This window comes from Sphingomonas sp., from assembly GCF_041661825.1.
In the GTDB taxonomy this organism is placed as follows: Bacteria; Pseudomonadota; Alphaproteobacteria; order Sphingomonadales; family Sphingomonadaceae; genus Sphingomonas.
The window spans coordinates 413,167-428,197 of sequence record NZ_JBAZTU010000002.1 but is presented as its reverse complement, the minus strand read 5'-3'; the positions used below and the strand labels follow the sequence as shown (position 1 = coordinate 428,197).

Here is a 15,031-nt window from a genome sequence, read left to right as displayed (position 1 = left end):
ATTTCGACAGCTGGATTGAACCGGGCGTCGTCATCGAGTCACCTTCTAGCTGACAGAAGGGGGAATCGGCGTGACTCGGACAAAGGCCCGCGTCTTCGACGAATATCTGGTCGCGTCGGCCAAGGCGGGGGACCGCGGGGCATTCGGCGCGCTGGTAGAGCGCTGGCAGCGAAAACTCGTCGCGCATGCTTGGCGTCTCCTTGGCGACACCGAGAGCGCGCGCGAAGTCGTGCAGGAGGGCTGGACGGAGATCGTACGCGGCCTGGGGCAACTTCAGGACGACCGGGCATTCCCGGCCTGGGCCTATCGCATCGTTTCACGGCGCTGCGCGCGCCACATTGCGGGAAATGTCAGACGGCGTGCGCTGCGCGACGCAGTCGCCCTTGAACCCGAAACGGTCGCGCAGGGTGCGGAGATTGGTGGGCGGGATATTGCCCTTCTCCGCGCAGCGATTCGCAGACTGCCCGCCGCGCAGCGCGCGGCGATCGCGTTGTTCCATCTCGAAGACATGAGCGTGGCCGAGGTGGCCGTCGCGCTCGACGTGCCGGCGGGCACCGTCAAGACCCGCCTGATGCATGCGCGGCTGAAGTTGCGTGAGGAATTTGGAGGAGAAGAGTGATGAAGGACATCGACAGGTTGATCGACGAAGCGCTCGATGCGGAAGAGCGCGCTCTGCTCCATTCGATCGGCGACGAACCGGGCTATTTCGAGCAGATAATGGGGATTTTCGCTGGCCGGTTCGGCTGGGTGAGTCTGATTCTGATCATCGTTCAGGGCGCAGCCTTCGTCGCGGGCGCGTGGGCGGCGTGGCGCTTTTTCGCGGCAGACCAAGTCCTGGACGCGCTGCGCTGGGGATTGCCGGCGGCGGTGCTGCTGTTGATGTCGCTGATGATCAAGATGGCGCTTTGGCCCCAGATCCATACCAACCGCCTGATGCGCGAGTTGAAGCGCATTGAATTGCAGGTCGCACGCGGCGCAAAGCCGCAATGATGTCGCGCCGATCATCGTTCGAGCGGGGGCCGAGATGTCGCCGCGCGGAAGCCAGCGTTGCGAAGGCGCAGTTCGTGAGCGGAAAAATTGGTGCGACTAGCGGGCCGGAAGAACAGACGCCGCACCATGAGGCAGTCAGGCGCAACCAGGGCTCAATCAGCCGGGGCCGATGGCGTTGTGGCTCGCCGCCCCGCAATGCCTCGCGCCACGGTTTGGAGAGCCCATGATAGAGGCGTTCCTTGCAGACGAGTGCGGACACGGCGTGCGCGATCAATGCCGCGAGGAACAGCGGCAGGATCAGTCCGCGGCTCGCCGTCGCCTCGACGATGATGATCACCGCGGTCAGCGGTGCCCGGACGACACCGGTGAAATAGGCGACCATGCCGAGCAGCACGACCGCACCGCCCGGGTCGCCGGGGAACATTGGCCGGAGCAGCGCGCCGAGTCCCGCACCGGTTGCCAGCGACGGCGCGAAGATACCGCCCGGCATGCCCGATGCCGCAGTCGCCAGTGTCGTCGCGAATTTGGCCGGCCCGAACCAATAGGGCGCGTTGGTACCGTCAATGATCTGCCGCGCGGACGAATAACCAGTCCCCCAGGTGAGATGGGTCACGACGCCGAGCGTTCCGACGATCACACCGCAGCCAAGCGCCCATAAGATCGGCCTGTTGGCCAGCGTTGGCAGCCAGCGCGCGCGCATGGCGCCCATGCTGAGCAACAGGCGCGCGAAGAGGCCGCCGCTCAGCCCGCCCAGGACGCCGGCGACGGGTGCGATGCGCAGTACCGCGCCTACTTTGAGATGCTCGCCGACCTCGCCAAAATAGACATAGTCGCCCGCCAGCCCGAGGCTGACCATGCCGGCGATCAGGATCGTCGTCATCACCAGCAGGGCCACGCGCTGCTCATAGGCGTCGGCCAGCTCCTCGATCGCGAAGGTGACGCCCGCCAGCGGCGTATTGAACGCTGCCGCGACCCCGGCCGCGCCCCCCGCGATGATCATCGAGGCGCGCAGCGGCGCGCGGAAGAAGCGGTGATGCCAGCTCAGGATTGCCGCCGATATCTGCACCGTCGGTCCCTCCCGTCCGACCGAGGCACCGCACAGCAAGGCGGCGATCGTAAGGGTGAACTTGATTGCGGCGGCTTTCAGCGAAATAAGCATCGGGACAGCCCGGTCGGGGTCATGGGCGGCGGCAATGACTTGTGGGATGCCCGAGCCAGCCGCTTCGGGGGCGAAGCGCCTGGTAGCCCAGGCGATTCCGGCAAAACCGAGCGGCGTCATCACCAATGGAATCCAACAGATCGAAGCAACGAGACGCAGGAACAGGTCGTTGGCGCCATCGGCCACGCGCGCGAAGAACAGTGCTGCAAGCCCGATCGAGACCGCCCCGGTGCCCATGGCGATCCGGCGGCGCCATAACGGAGAGGTCGGGCCATGGCGCCGGATCAGCACCCGCCACCGTCGGCTGAGCGAAGTCTTCATCGGCAAGCGACTAGTCCGACTCGCCGACGGTTTCCACAGCGATGGCAAAGGTTGGGACGGTTTCGGAATCATGGCGCAGCAGCGGGTATTGAAACTCCGCCCGGTGAGCCGAGACTCGCGGACTGTGTTGCCTTCGCCGCAAGGATCGATGACCGGGCGCAGCAGGCGCCCCGATTTGACGGGCCCGGTCATCGCGACCTCGGTCCAGGCAATGGCAGTCTGTCGTCAGGGCCGGTTCGCGCTGACCTCCAACGGCAATGTCGGAGCCACTTGGCCGTCGTGGCAGGGCTGGCGCGATCGGGCCTGAGAGATCGGCCAAAAGATCGGCCATATTTTGCGAAGAGCTAAATAATATTGATAATTAGCAGTATATTGTGCGGATTGGAGATCGGCCAGAATTGCTGGATCAGGCCGCCCGCAGCTCGACGCGCTTAACCCACGGGCTCGGGATCTGTCATCTCCTGCTCAAGCCACCGGGCATCCTCGCCGGCGAGATAGGTGGCCAGCCTGCAGAAGCCGGATAATGGAGTGGCCGGCGGCACTTGCTGCCTGGATGAAGGCGTGCTGCCGCGAAGCTCGGCGAGGTCGGGGTCCATCAGATGTGGCACAACGCTCAACGACAGGGCTGACTCCAGAAAGAGCGCGATCCTCAGGCCGCCCGGGTCGATGTCGCCCCAATGATGGAGCCGCTCGACGCCCGCCAATCCCACCAGGTGGGCAAGGAGCGAGACCACGGTGGGTGCCGGAAAGCCGCCGGTATAGACGACGATATCGCCGCCATGCCGTGCCTCGCGAACATGTCGGTTGAAGCTCTCGAGATTCTCGATGGTCAGGAGCGATTTGACCCGACCAGCCGGCTCGACCGTATCGATAAGCTCAGGAGGAATTCCCACAAATGGCCAACCGGCCATCGCGGCACCGCCAATGCTGAACGCGCCCGCTGCCAGCACCGGCTGCGGAAATTTCGACAGGCCTAGGTGTCCCAGGGCTTCGTCCCGGGACAGCTGTGGATCAACCGCTCCGATCAGGCGCAGATAGGTGAGGAGCGGCGCCAGGCTGCGTTCGAGCGCCTTGCTGTCACCAAGGAGCCGCGCGGAGCGGGTGCGCAGCGGAACGCCGGGCGGCAGTGGAGTGAAAGCGGCTTCGGTCGCCAGGACCAGAGCGAGCGCTGCATCGGGTCGCTCGGGGCCCAATCCAGCAACCTTTCGGTTGCTTCGCCATGCGTCGGTCAGGTCCGACACAAGCCGCCGCGCCATGTCGGTCGTGGCACCGGATGCGGTCAGCGCCGCGACCCCAGCCTCCACCGTCAGCGATCGAGGGACGTGGCCGGTGAAGCGGGAGAGGAGCTCGGCATCGAGGAGTAGCACACGCTCGATCAGATGCGGCGCATCACGGTCCCAGAACAGCCGAACCGCGCCGGCAACCTCGGCTGCAGCCAGCACATCGTTCAGCGCCCTGCGGTCTTCCGTCCCGTCGAACACCTGTGTTGGCCGCTCAATCAGATGGCGGTCATCCGTTCGGCGTTCATGCCGCTCAAGCAGGCGCCGGAGCAGGGTTCCCGGATCGCCGTGCCGCTTCATTCTGCCGCTGCTGCCTCCGGCCTGTAATATTCGACGCCGCGATTGACGGGGTTGATCCCGGCCAACGCCTCGCGCGCATAGGGAGTTGGACGGGTAACCGTGATCATCGGCTCCTGCGTGTCGGGGCGCCGGTTAACCGAAACGATGGTGTCGACGGTCTCAAGGAACATCGCTCTGACCTTGTCAGGCGCTGCGACAAGCACCTGGAGGTGGAGCGCGTTGAAGAACTCCAGCAGGGCGCGCGTGTTCGGCGCATCGAGATTGTTGAACGCCTCGTCGAATACGACGAGTCCAAGGCCTTCGGGTTCCATGCCGGTCGATTTGGGGAAATAGGCGGCCGCCATCGCGGCGCCGACCGCGACATAATAGGGCGCCTGCTTCTGTCCGCCCGAACCCGTCACCGAGCGCTTGCTGAGGGTAGTCTCCTGGCCGGCGTCGTTGCGCATGTGGAGGTCGAAATCGAAGAATTTGCGATAGTCCCTGAGGTCCTTCACGAGGTCCTCGTCAGCCAGGCGCTTTTCCAAATCCCTGAATCCCGCTTTCACGCGCGGGTCGATACCGTCATCGTCGAGGATCGAAAGCCCCCGCCCGGGCGCCTCGGCGATGGCCTCCGCCAACACATGGATGGGCTTCAGTGCCTCGTTCACGCGGTACCTGAAGGTGTAGGTCTGCCCGGTAAAGCGCCTGCCCGCGAGGTTGCGGTTCAGGCGCTCGATCTGGGTGCGCGCCTTCTGGAACTTGTCGGAAAGGCGGTTGATCAACCCTTCGGTGAGGTCGCTTTCCATCTTCTCGCGTGCGCTGATGAATTGCTCGCGATATTGCCGCAGCTCGTCATCCTCGAGCTTACGTTCCTTGGTCAGGCACCATTGCAGGATCAGGACGTCGGTCGGATCGGCCATCGGTGACTGGCCGACATGATCCTGCACGAATTGCATGAAGAGTGATCGCCCGCGCTGCACCGATTGTTCGGCAAGCCGGAGAAGCGGTTCGCCATCGGCCTTTGCCTGGACGGCCAGATCGTTCAGCTGGGCGGCCGGGTCCCGTCCTTCCGGGACGAGCTCGGCGGCCACACTGACGCGCGACCGCGCCTGTTCGATCCGTTCCGCCTCCGGCAGCATGGCGACGAGAGTTGCAACTGGCTCCGCGCGGGACCGTTCTTCAGCTGCCTCTTCCTCGGTGACCCTGCGGCCATGGTCCTGCGCGGTTGTCGCCAGCTTGACCTGGAGCGCTACCTCATCGGTCTGGAGCTGCTTGATCAACGGCAGAATATCCTGCGCGATCTCGTCGCGATGGCCCGCTATGTCCGATTCAAGCGCTTTGATCTCTTCATCGAGCCCGGTGCTCTGACCGGTGGCAACGCCGCTTCTGGACTGGGCAATCCCGCGCAGCGCGCTGGCCGCGTCGCGCATCCGGCCAAGGGCAAGGGCAAGCGACGCATCGTCAGTGGTGCCGCCTTCCGCGATCGCCGCGCGGGCGGTCATCAGCGCCTGCAAGGCCCCCAGCGTATGGGCGTGGTCGGCCGATAGCCGTTCGAACTCCTCCCGTGCGGCCACGAGCGCGGTACGTTGCGCGGTCTTGCCGAGGATCGGCTCGATGTCGCGGTACACCCTGAGCGCCATGCCTTGCGTGGTCTTGCCGCGCTTGGTGATCGCCTGGTCGAGTATTTCCAGTTCGCCTTCGGAATCGGCCATCAAAAAGCGGCCGACCTGCCGCTCGACATATGCGCGGATATCCTCGCTCTCTGTCGTGATGACCCGGGCGATCGACCGTTCGGGAAGTCTTGACTGCCACTGTGCGGTCTTGCGGGTGTCGATCAGCCGGCAACTGTCATAGTCGCGCCGCTCGCGGTACAGGAGTCCAAAGGCGTCCCCCAGCCGCGCGGCCGGAATCAGCAGCGCCTCGCGGTGCGCGCCGAGCAGCATTTCGAGCGCCATCGCCCAGGAGGGATCGCTTATCTCGACAAGATCCGGCAGCGCCTGCGCGGCGATACCCTGTTCTTTCAACAGGGCGATGAAGCGCACCGTCTTGAACGAGAGAATCTGGCCGGTCTGTCCCCCGGCAAGACGTTGCTCCAGTTCGCCCAGCCGGCGTTTCTGATCGACGCTGTCGGCGTTCAGTGCCTCAATCTGTCGTTCGAAGCTGCCGTCGGCCTGCGCCAGTGCGATGACGCGGCGCTCAAGCGCGACCAGATCGTCATCGATTGCGAGAAGTGCGTCGACGGTGCGTGTGCGGACCAGGATCTGCAACTCCGTGACGGCTTTCATCGCATCCGCCAGATGGATCGGTACCCGGTCCCGGTGCTTGTCCAGCCCAGCGAACCTGGCAAGTGTCGAGAGCCGTCGCTGCGCCGCCGCGAGTGCGTCGGCCTGACGTTCCGTCATCGCTGCCCGCTCCGCGTCGAGCGCCCGCAAATGCATCGCCTCGGGGAGCTGCGTCATGGTTGCGCGGTGCCGAAGAATGTCTTCCTGAAGCTGTGTGATCGCCTGTTCGCTCCGAAGCTTTGCCTGGAGTTCGCGCTGCAGGCGTTCGCCGAGCTCGGTCCGCTGCTCCTCATAGCGGGCACGGACCAGTTCAAGGCGGCGCCTCTCTGCATGCGCGACGGTGAATTCGAGCACATTACGGCGCACCAGGTGTTGCGCCCAGACCTGCATTCGTCGCCGGACCTCGCCGATCTCGGCCAGTTGCAGCTCACGGCGCTGAACCTCCTGCTCGAAAAACCGGTAGCGCTCGATCGAACCGCGCAGCGCCTCGACCTCGATAAAGTCTTCTTCGAGGATATGACGCCGCACGAACTCGGTCGGATCGTCGATAGGCTGGAAGGCGATCGATTCCCGGAAATTTCTCAGCACCTGGCCACTGTCTGGTGCGGCGCCGTGCTTACGCATCGCGTGGAGATAATCGTCGACATAGGCAATGCCGGTGTTGTGGAAGCGAATAGCCGGGCACCGCTCCTTCAGACGCTCCACCATCCGGCCGGCCTGCGGCATGAAGCGTTTGCCGCCCTCCCGCACATCCGTCAGATCATTGAGGCAAATGCCGTAATTGCGCGCGACGAAGCGCCAGCGCACTTCCTCGCGCCTTTCTGTCCGACTGGCGGAGAAGATAATGCCGATCGAGACCAGCTCGCCTGTCTTTCGGTCGCGAAAGGCCAGCGCGACCAGCGTGTCGGCTACCTCGCGCGCCGGGCCGTCCGGCGAGATATGATCGTCGGCCCCAAGGCAATAATCGCGCACAGTCCGGGCGTTCTTGCCACCCGTCGATTTGTTGAGGTCGAAATAGCGGCTATTGGCACCGGTCACCACGACCTGGATCGCATCGACGATCGTGCTCTTGCCGGCCCCGGTCGGACCCAGGATGGCGGTTGTACCCCTGATCTCGATATCCTGGGGCTCGAGCCTGCCCCAGTTATAGAGGACCAGGCGCTCAAGCGAGTACATCGGGGTCCTCCTCGGCTGTCATGTCTTCCGCCGCGGACGTGTTGTAAGGATCTTCCGCAGGTACATCGTCGGCGTGTCCGGCCACGATCGCGACGAATCCGCTCGCGGGCGCCTGTGTCGGCTCCCGGTTTTCCAGCCACTGCACCAATGCTTCCACATAGACGTCCGGCACCAGCACCGTGATGCCCGGCATGATCGTCAACGGAAGGATTTGCTCATTCGCGTCTCGTTCACCGACCCGGACAAGGCCGCGCCGTTGCAGGAGCTTCAGGATCTCGATCAGTCGCGGTAGCGGCGGGGGCTCGTCGCCTGCCGATCGCAGGCGATCGTGCAGTTCGTCGCTGTCGCACTCGACCCGGCCATACTCGTCGAGCGAACTCACGCCTTCGGCGTAGAGCAGCCTGAGAGCGAGAAGGATCGTGGTCTCGTCCTTGCGCAGCCGGCTCATATGCACGCCGTAGATCGCCTTCACAGGCTCGAGTACCAGCATCCGCGCGACGCTATGGTGCGTCAGCCGGTAGCCGAAAGCACCCAGGATCGGTTGCACCTGGTGCAGGTGCCGCGCGAGCAGCCGGTATGCGGGCGCAAAGGGCCAGTCTTCATATAAGCATTGGTGGAACAGGATCGCCTGAAGCGCCGCCTGCAGGTCCTCCTCGTCGACCTTGCCACTGTCGAGGATCTGCGAGACCTGGAGCAGATCAGCCATTGGCCCTGGCCTTTCGCCGCAGGACGAAGTCGTCGCGCTCGATCCAGTCGTTCGCGAGGCGACCATCGACCGGCTCCAGCTCGAACCGGTCGGCCAGCGGGCCGAATCCCGCCTCATGAAGGCGCTCGAAGGTCAGGAAATCGTCGATATCGCGCAACGGAAAATCGGAAGCGGGCAGGGCGTCGTTTTCGCCAAGTGCAGCCTCGATATAGCGTTCAAGCCGTTCGGGCGTGATGCCCACGCGGCCTTCGAACAGGTCGAGTGCCGCGAGATATCGCGAGAGCGCCGGATCTGGCGGACGAACCTCGATTTCCCGTTCGGTCGCCTCCGCACGGCGCCGGGGCGGGCTGTAAAATTGGGCCTGACCGATCGGGAGGGGAAGGAGTTGAAGCCTGGTACGCACGTCCATCTCGGCGTGCGGCGGAAGGCCTGATGATCCTAGCAGCGAAAGGGCTTCGAGGATTCTCCCGGTGCTGATCGTCGCCATGCGGTCGCTGAACCGCACGACGTTCGTCATGCGCTTTTCGATCCGGTAGGTCGTCGTCTCGATCTCGCGGACATGATCGTCAATGGCCGAGAAGACCCGCACCACTTCGCGAATATCGGCGATGACCTGGTCCCTGACCTGCGCCGCCTCGCGCGCGATGCCTCCCGCAACCCAGCCTCGGGCGACGCGGGCCAGCTTGTCGTCATCCTCTAGGAGCTCCTCGCCGACATCGACGATCTGGCTACGAAAGCGATACGGGCTCTCGCGCGAATGCAGGTTGCGATAGTCCTGAACAACAAGAGATTCGATGAAGTCCTCGACGAAGCGACGCACGAGCGCGGTCGCGCTCGGCTGCTTCATGATCAGATCTTCGATCTTCCGCATCGTGCCCGCGACGGTATGTAGGTGATTCATGAAACCGCGTGCGGCAAGCGCGGCTTCCCGAGCATTGAGCGCATTGGTATCGGGATCGTCAATCACCGAGCGCAGCAGTGTGAGTACTTTGAGAACCGCCCCGCCATAGGAGCGGACGCGGCCGTTCTGAATGTCGAGCAGCGTGTGCAGCAACAGCCGCGCGGCGGGGTCGAAATCGACGACACGGCGATAGCGGTCTCGATACTCGACCAGCCAGCCAGTCGCCCGCAAGCGCCGATAGGCTGCCTGATGCGATTGCAAAACGAAGTCGCTGCCCTCCTCTTCGGACAGCTTGCTCACGACCAGCGCCCGGCCAGTCCGGTCTATCACCTCCGCGATCGCGTCCAGCACTCGGCTGCGGGTCGCAATCTCGCCATTGTGCCCGAACGGATCGTCGACCAGCTGGGTGAGGAGATCGGCGTAGAAATGCCGGGCTGGGCCAGCAAATATCTTGAACAGGTCGGAAGGAACCGAGCCAAACAGTGGCCGTTCCGTTGCATCGTCCATCGTTCCTATACCCCCTGCGCCAGTCGTCACCCGGTGACGAGCGGGAGTCAACGTGGGGAATGATCCGTTTGGCTCGCGCGCCGATAATCGCCCGGCGGGCTGGATCATGCACGCTAATTCTTGGAATTAGGGATCCCTTGTCCCATGAGGTTGGTGACCCGTTTCGCGGGAAGTCGTGTCCGCGACAATCGGAGAATCGCCAATGCTCGTCGAGCCGTTACCGGGAACCAAGGGTACCGGTCCGTGCCCGTCCTTGCGCGCGGCCCAGTTGGAGATGGCGCGATGATCCACGGCCTCGTCATCACCCCACTGGATGCAGCGGCCGTGCTGATCGTCCTCGCGGCGTTGCTCGGGTATATCAACCACCGGTTTCTTGGCCTGCCCCAATCGGTCGGGCTCACCATGATGAGCGCAATCGCGTCGCTGATCGTCGTGGGGATCGACCTGCTCGTTCCCGGGAGCCAGTTTGCGGCGGAGATCGTTCGGTTTGTCGCCAGCATCGACTTTCGTGACACGCTGATGAACGGAATGTTGTCGTTCCTGCTGTTCGCCGGCGCGCTCCATGTCGACTGGAGCGACATGAAGCGCGGCGGCTGGCCCATCCTGATCCTGAGCACGATCGGCGTCCTCATCTCCACGGTCCTGATCGGCGGCGGGTTCCGGTTGCTCGCCGGGCTGGTCGGTCTCGATGTCCCGTTCGTCTGGTGTCTTGTGTTCGGCGCCCTGATCAGCCCAACCGACCCGGTTGCGGTGATGGGCGTCCTCAAGCGCGCCGCTGTCTCGCCGACGCTCGAGGCGACGGTCGCCGGTGAAAGCCTGTTCAACGACGGTGTCGGGGTCGTCGTCTTCGCGATCATCCTCGCAACGGCGCTAGGCACCGAGCCCTTTTCGGCCGGTCGTGCCGCGCATCTGTTTCTCGTGGAGGCCGGTGGCGGCGTCCTGCTCGGACTCGCCACGGGCTGGATCGGCTACCGGGCGATGCGCTCGATCGACGACTACAAGCTTGAAGTCCTGATCAGCCTCGCGATCGTGATGGGCGGATATACCTTGGCCGGGTGGGTGCATGTCAGCGGCCCGGTCGCGATGGCGGTCGCCGGGTTGCTGATCGGGAACGAAGGTGTCGCGACGGCAATGAGCGACACGACGCGGGATTATCTGCTCAAATTCTGGTCGCTCATCGATGACATTCTCAACGCGGTGCTATTCGTCCTGATCGGGCTGGAGGTGGTGACGATCCCGTCCGATATGCGGCTGATCGTGCTCGGCCTGGCGGCGATACCGCTGGTCCTGCTGGCGCGGGCCATTTCGGTGACGGGGCCCCTTGCCGCGATGCGGCCATTTCTGACGCTGGGCCCGCTGGCATTGCCGACGCTGATCTGGGGCGGGCTCAGGGGCGGCATATCGGTCGCGCTCGCGCTCGGCCTGCCCGAAGGGCCGGCGCGCTCGATCGCGTTGACCGCGACCTATATTGTCGTGTTGTTCTCGGTGATCGTCCAGGGCGGCAGCATCGCCCGGCTGCTTGCTTGGTTGACCGTCCGGCGCGCCGCGAGCGACGGGAGCTAGGCTCGCCGCCGCTCGCCGATGCGCGCCTCTGCGTCATCGCGTTGGGGTTTCGGGCAGGCGGTCGAGAAAGGCCAGCATCGCTGCCGCAATCTCGGGTGCATGGGTCTCCAGCGCGAAATGGCCGGCCTGGTAGGAATGAACTTCGGTCGACGGGACCAGCGTCCTGTACAGGTCGCGGCCCTTGGTCGTGAAGATCGGATCATTGTCGCCCCACACCACCAAGGTCGGCAGCTGCCTCGCCTTCAGGAACGCCTGCCACTGCGGGTAGAGTTCGACATTGTGCTGATACTGGTAAAGTAGCTCGACCTGGATCCGGTCGTTGCCGGGACGGTCGATCAGCGTCTGGTCAAATATCCAGGCGTCGGGGTCGATCCGGTCGGTACGCGCTACGCCCTCGACATATTGGAACCTGGTCGACTCGGGTGTGAAGGCACCGCGAAAGGCCTTTTCCGTCTCGGGCGTGCGGTTCTTCCAGGCCGGGGCGAAGCTGCCGACGATCTGCGGATTCCATCCGTCCACATTGGCGACGGCATTCTGCACGACGAGGCCGCGGACGCGCTCGGGATGCATGATGGCCAGGCGAATGCCGACTGGGCCGCCATAATCCTGCATGTAGAGGACATAGCGATTCAGCCCGATCGTCGCGGTGAACTCGTCGACGACATTGGCAAGCGTCGGGAAGTCGTAGGTGAAGGCCTCGGGGGATGGCGCGCTCGAATGGCCGAAACCGGGATAGTCCGGCGCGATCACATGATATTTCGTGGCAAGAAGCGGGATAAGGTCGCGGAACATGTGCGACGAACTGGGGAAACCGTGAAGCAACAACACGGTCGGAGCCGAGGCCGGCCCGGCCTCGCGGTAGAAGATGTCGAGGCCGCGCACCTTGGCAGTATGATAGGTGACGACGGGTGCCGCCGCGACCGCAGAGGGGGTGGCCGCGCCCGGCGTGTTGGCGAAGCCTGCGGCCGGCAGAAGGGCGGCCGCGACTGCGGCCAGGGCAAATTTCATCATCATCGATCTCACTGACTGGGAAGGCGAAAGGGGGTAGGGCGCTTGGCGGCGCACCCGCCATGTCGCTGATCCTCCCGATGTGCAGTCTTCCGATCTCGTTAGCTATCCGTTATTTATGAGAACTACCCTCCTAAAATATGGAAGAGATCATGGACCGACTCGAGTCGATGGCGGCATTCGTCGCAACGGTGGAAGACGGAGGATTTTCCGCCGCCGCTCGAAGAACCCGCATGCCGCTCGCGACGATCAGTCGGAAGGTCTCCGATCTGGAGAATCTGCTCGGTGTCCGCCTGATCAACCGGTCGGCGCGGGGGATATCGCTGACCGAAAGCGGCCAGTCCTATTATCCCGAATGCCGCCGCCTGCTCGACGAGCTGGCTGAGGCCGAACGCGCGGCCTCGGGCGAGTATCGTGCGCCGCGCGGCGAGCTCGTCATCACCGCGCCGATCGTGTTCGGGCGGATGCACCTCTTGCCGATCGTGGTGGATTTTCTGCGCGCCTATCCCGAGGTCGAGATCAGCCTCAGGCTGACCGACGAGATCGTGCATCTCGGCGATGAGCAGGTCGATCTCGCGGTCAGGATCAGCCGGCTTCCCGACAGTAGCATGGTCGCGACGAAGATCGCTGACATCCGGCACGTCGTATGCGCGAGCCCCACCTATCTGGCCGAGCGCGGCACGCCATTGCATCCAGGGGACCTGGCCAGCCATGACTGCGTATCGGGCAAGCTCCTGGCGACGCCGGACACCTGGCCGTTTCGGATCGGTAAGGCGATCAGGTCGTTCCCGATCCGCCGCCGGCTTGCTGCGACGACGGCGGAAGCGGTGATCGAGGCGGCGATCGCCGGGGCCGGGCTGACTCGGGCGCTCTGCTATCAGGTCGTCGAGGCGGAGAAGCAGGGGCGGCTGGTGACCGTATTGCGCGCGTTTGAACCAGAGCCGACGCCGCTTAGCCTGGTTCATTCGAGCGCGCGGCTGGTGCCGCTCAAATTGCGGGCGTTTCTCGACTTCGCGGTGCCGCGCCTGAAGCAGCGTCTGGCGGACTAGCTTGCCTCAGTCCGCGCGACCGGCCGCCTTCCTGCCGCGATACTGGGCCACCTTTTCGCGATTGCCGCACAGCGACATGGTGCACCAGCGTCGGCGGTTGTTCTTGCCGACATCGTAGAACTGCATGGTGCAGGCCGGGTTGTCGCAGTGCCGCAGTCGCTGATGTTCGTAGTTGCCCAGGAACTGCGCGAAATCCCAGGCAACCGCGCTCGCGACCGGCGGTCCGGCGAGCTCGACATGCTCGTCCACTGTGGTGGTGGCGCCGGCATCGGCGAGCCGGCGCCTGATCGCCGAGTGCTCGATCAGGTGATTTATCGTCGCAATCAGGTCTGCCGACAGCGGCTTGGACGCCGCGAGCCGGTCGAACGCTTCCGCTAGCTGCGCGCGCAGGTCATGCAGGGTGGCCGGATCATCGGGCTCGCTTGCGAGGGCGGTTTCGATATTGGCCTGCCTAGCCCAGTGAGCCAGCCCTGAGGCGTCGCCGATCAGGTCGAGTGCCGTGCCCTTGATGACCGGCGTTGTGTTGACGAAGTCGATCCACAGGCTGCCGCCCAGGAAGGGCATCCCCTCGCGAAATTCTCCGGAAAACGGCTCCTGGTGCATTGGTAGGGCATCCTGTGTCCGTCGCCGGGTGGCGACGATTTTCAGCTGTAACCGATAAAATCGGTCTTGACAGGTGGCTTTTAAAGAGACACCTTTAAAAGGTCATTACAACGGTTACAAGGAAAATGCCATGACCAATCCACTCAGTTCCACCGCCGGCGCGCTGCTGGCGACTTCGGCCGCCGGCCTGCTTGCAGCGACTCCGCTCCCCGCCGAAGCCGCGCCTGCCGCGCCCGCATCGACGCAGACCTTCTACCGCACCGCGACGGTCGATGGCCTGAAGGTCTTCTATCGCGAAGCGGGGCGCCCCGACGCGCCGACCATCGTGCTGCTGCATGGGTTCCCGACCTCGTCGCATATGTATCGCGACCTTATCCCTGCGCTGGCCGACAGGTTTCACGTCATTGCGCCCGACTATATCGGCTTCGGCCAGTCCGCCGCGCCGTCGAACACCGAATTCACCTATAGCTTCGACAATCTGACCGCGCACGTCACCGGGCTGCTCGATCAGCTGCACCTGACCTCCTATGTGCTCTACATGCAGGATTATGGCGGCCCGATCGGCTTCCGCATCTTCGCCGCCCACCCTGACCGGGTGAAGGGTCTCGTGATCCAGAACGCCAATGGCTATCTCGAAGGCGTCGGCGACATGCCCAAGCAGGTCTTCCTGCCGCTCTGGGCCAAGCGCGACGCGACCACCGAGGCGGCGGCGCGGACCTTCCTCAAGCCCGAGACGACACAGTTCCAGTACAGCTTCGGCGCGAAGAACCCCGAGGCGATCAGCCCGGACAATTGGGTGCATGACCAGGCATTGCTCGATCGGCCCGGTACCGATGCCTATCAGCTCGATCTGCTCGCCGACTATAAGACCAACGTCGCGCTCTATGACAGCTGGCACGCCGCGTTCCGGCAGTACCAGCCCAAAACACTGATCGTCTGGGGCAAGAACGACCCGTTCTTCATCCCGGCCGGCGCCGAGGCCTTTACCAAGGACCTGTCCAAGGCCAAGCTCGTCTGGCTCGACGGCGGCCATTTTGCGCTCGAGGAAAATGTGCCGCTCGTGGCGAGCGAGATCAAGACCGCCTTTGCCGGGCACTGACGCCCAACGCCTGTCCGGCAAAGCGTTGCCGGTGCGGTTCCGTCCCCCGTTGGAACCCGCCGGCAACGCACCCCTTGTTCCGGTTCGCCAGCTGTTGTTCGAGCAAAT

The 15,031-nt window shown here is 64.2% G+C and carries 12 protein-coding genes; 5 read left to right on the top strand and 7 right to left on the bottom strand.

Annotated elements, in window-relative coordinates; translation table 11 throughout:
• Window positions 1-70 precede the first annotated feature (70 nt).
• Both WC729_RS09160 and WC729_RS09155 read left to right on the top strand, forming a co-directional pair.
• Complete coding sequence (locus WC729_RS09160) at window positions 71-619, top strand: RNA polymerase sigma factor (RefSeq protein ID WP_372851848.1); 549 nt, start codon at window positions 71-73, stop codon at window positions 617-619.
• Window positions 619-990 carry a DUF6768 family protein gene (locus tag WC729_RS09155; RefSeq protein ID WP_372851846.1) on the top strand — a complete coding sequence of 124 codons (372 nt, stop codon included), beginning with the start codon at window positions 619-621 and terminating at the stop codon, window positions 988-990. The genes WC729_RS09160 and WC729_RS09155 overlap by 1 nt, the downstream gene beginning before the upstream one ends.
• Here WC729_RS09155 and WC729_RS09150 read toward each other — a convergent pair.
• From WC729_RS09150 to WC729_RS09130, 5 genes are all read right to left on the bottom strand, one after another.
• The gene (locus WC729_RS09150) at window positions 893-2,470 is read right to left on the bottom strand and encodes a chloride channel protein (protein ID WP_372851844.1); all 1,578 of its coding nucleotides are present in this window, start codon (window positions 2,468-2,470) and stop codon (window positions 893-895) included. The two genes, WC729_RS09155 and WC729_RS09150, sit on opposite strands and share 98 nt — an antisense overlap.
• Before the next feature lie 431 nt (window positions 2,471-2,901).
• A complete protein-coding gene (locus WC729_RS09145) occupies window positions 2,902-4,050 on the bottom strand; it encodes a Wadjet anti-phage system protein JetD domain-containing protein (RefSeq protein ID WP_372851842.1) in 1,149 nt (382 codons plus the stop codon).
• Window positions 4,047-7,487, bottom strand: a complete 3,441-nt coding sequence (locus tag WC729_RS09140) for an SbcC/MukB-like Walker B domain-containing protein (RefSeq protein WP_372851840.1) — start codon at window positions 7,485-7,487, stop codon at window positions 4,047-4,049. The genes WC729_RS09145 and WC729_RS09140 overlap by 4 nt, the downstream gene beginning before the upstream one ends.
• The gene (locus WC729_RS09135; RefSeq protein WP_372851838.1) at window positions 7,474-8,193 is read right to left on the bottom strand and encodes a DUF4194 domain-containing protein; all 720 of its coding nucleotides are present in this window, start codon (window positions 8,191-8,193) and stop codon (window positions 7,474-7,476) included. Before WC729_RS09135 ends, WC729_RS09140 begins: the two co-directional genes overlap by 14 nt.
• Window positions 8,186-9,601 carry a Wadjet anti-phage system protein JetA family protein gene (locus tag WC729_RS09130; protein ID WP_372851836.1) on the bottom strand — a complete coding sequence of 472 codons (1,416 nt, stop codon included), beginning with the start codon at window positions 9,599-9,601 and terminating at the stop codon, window positions 8,186-8,188. Before WC729_RS09130 ends, WC729_RS09135 begins: the two co-directional genes overlap by 8 nt.
• A gap of 282 nt (window positions 9,602-9,883) precedes the next feature.
• Between WC729_RS09130 and WC729_RS09125 the strand changes: the two genes are divergently transcribed.
• Window positions 9,884-11,164, top strand: a complete 1,281-nt coding sequence (locus WC729_RS09125; protein WP_372851834.1) for a cation:proton antiporter — start codon at window positions 9,884-9,886, stop codon at window positions 11,162-11,164.
• Between the two features lie 33 nt (window positions 11,165-11,197).
• On the opposite strand, the gene WC729_RS09120 is transcribed toward WC729_RS09125, so the two are convergent.
• Entirely contained in the window at window positions 11,198-12,175 is a 978-nt protein-coding gene (locus tag WC729_RS09120) for an alpha/beta fold hydrolase (protein ID WP_372851832.1), read from the bottom strand.
• 149 nt (window positions 12,176-12,324) lie between these two features.
• On the opposite strand from WC729_RS09120, the gene WC729_RS09115 reads away from it, so the two are divergent.
• On the top strand, window positions 12,325-13,221 hold the full coding sequence (locus WC729_RS09115) for a LysR family transcriptional regulator (protein WP_372851830.1): 897 nt from the start codon (window positions 12,325-12,327) through the stop codon (window positions 13,219-13,221).
• A 6-nt stretch (window positions 13,222-13,227) separates the two neighbouring features.
• Here WC729_RS09115 and WC729_RS09110 read toward each other — a convergent pair whose 3' ends face one another.
• The gene (locus WC729_RS09110) at window positions 13,228-13,824 is read right to left on the bottom strand and encodes a CGNR zinc finger domain-containing protein (protein WP_372851828.1); all 597 of its coding nucleotides are present in this window, start codon (window positions 13,822-13,824) and stop codon (window positions 13,228-13,230) included.
• Between the two features lie 130 nt (window positions 13,825-13,954).
• On the opposite strand from WC729_RS09110, the gene WC729_RS09105 reads away from it, so the two are divergent.
• Window positions 13,955-14,923 carry an alpha/beta fold hydrolase gene (locus tag WC729_RS09105; protein WP_372851826.1) on the top strand — a complete coding sequence of 323 codons (969 nt, stop codon included), beginning with the start codon at window positions 13,955-13,957 and terminating at the stop codon, window positions 14,921-14,923.
• Window positions 14,924-15,031: the final 108 nt, after the last annotated feature.

Excerpts from the sequence above, each read along its gene's own strand:
- WC729_RS09105 (WP_372851826.1), top strand. The coding sequence starts at position 13,955 with ATGACCAATCCACTCAGTTCCACCGCCGGCGCGCTGCTGGCGACTTCG.
- WC729_RS09120 (WP_372851832.1), bottom strand. The coding sequence starts at position 12,175 with ATGATGAAATTTGCCCTGGCCGCAGTCGCGGCCGCCCTTCTGCCGGCC.
- WC729_RS09140 (WP_372851840.1), bottom strand. The coding sequence starts at position 7,487 with ATGTACTCGCTTGAGCGCCTGGTCCTCTATAACTGGGGCAGGCTCGAG.
- WC729_RS09130 (WP_372851836.1), bottom strand. The coding sequence starts at position 9,601 with ATGGACGATGCAACGGAACGGCCACTGTTTGGCTCGGTTCCTTCCGAC.
- WC729_RS09115 (WP_372851830.1), top strand. The coding sequence starts at position 12,325 with ATGGACCGACTCGAGTCGATGGCGGCATTCGTCGCAACGGTGGAAGAC.
- WC729_RS09150 (WP_372851844.1), bottom strand. The coding sequence starts at position 2,470 with ATGAAGACTTCGCTCAGCCGACGGTGGCGGGTGCTGATCCGGCGCCAT.
- WC729_RS09110 (WP_372851828.1), bottom strand. The coding sequence starts at position 13,824 with ATGCACCAGGAGCCGTTTTCCGGAGAATTTCGCGAGGGGATGCCCTTC.
- WC729_RS09145 (WP_372851842.1), bottom strand. The coding sequence starts at position 4,050 with ATGAAGCGGCACGGCGATCCGGGAACCCTGCTCCGGCGCCTGCTTGAG.
- WC729_RS09155 (WP_372851846.1), top strand. The coding sequence starts at position 619 with ATGAAGGACATCGACAGGTTGATCGACGAAGCGCTCGATGCGGAAGAG.
- WC729_RS09125 (WP_372851834.1), top strand. The coding sequence starts at position 9,884 with ATGATCCACGGCCTCGTCATCACCCCACTGGATGCAGCGGCCGTGCTG.
- WC729_RS09135 (WP_372851838.1), bottom strand. The coding sequence starts at position 8,193 with ATGGCTGATCTGCTCCAGGTCTCGCAGATCCTCGACAGTGGCAAGGTC.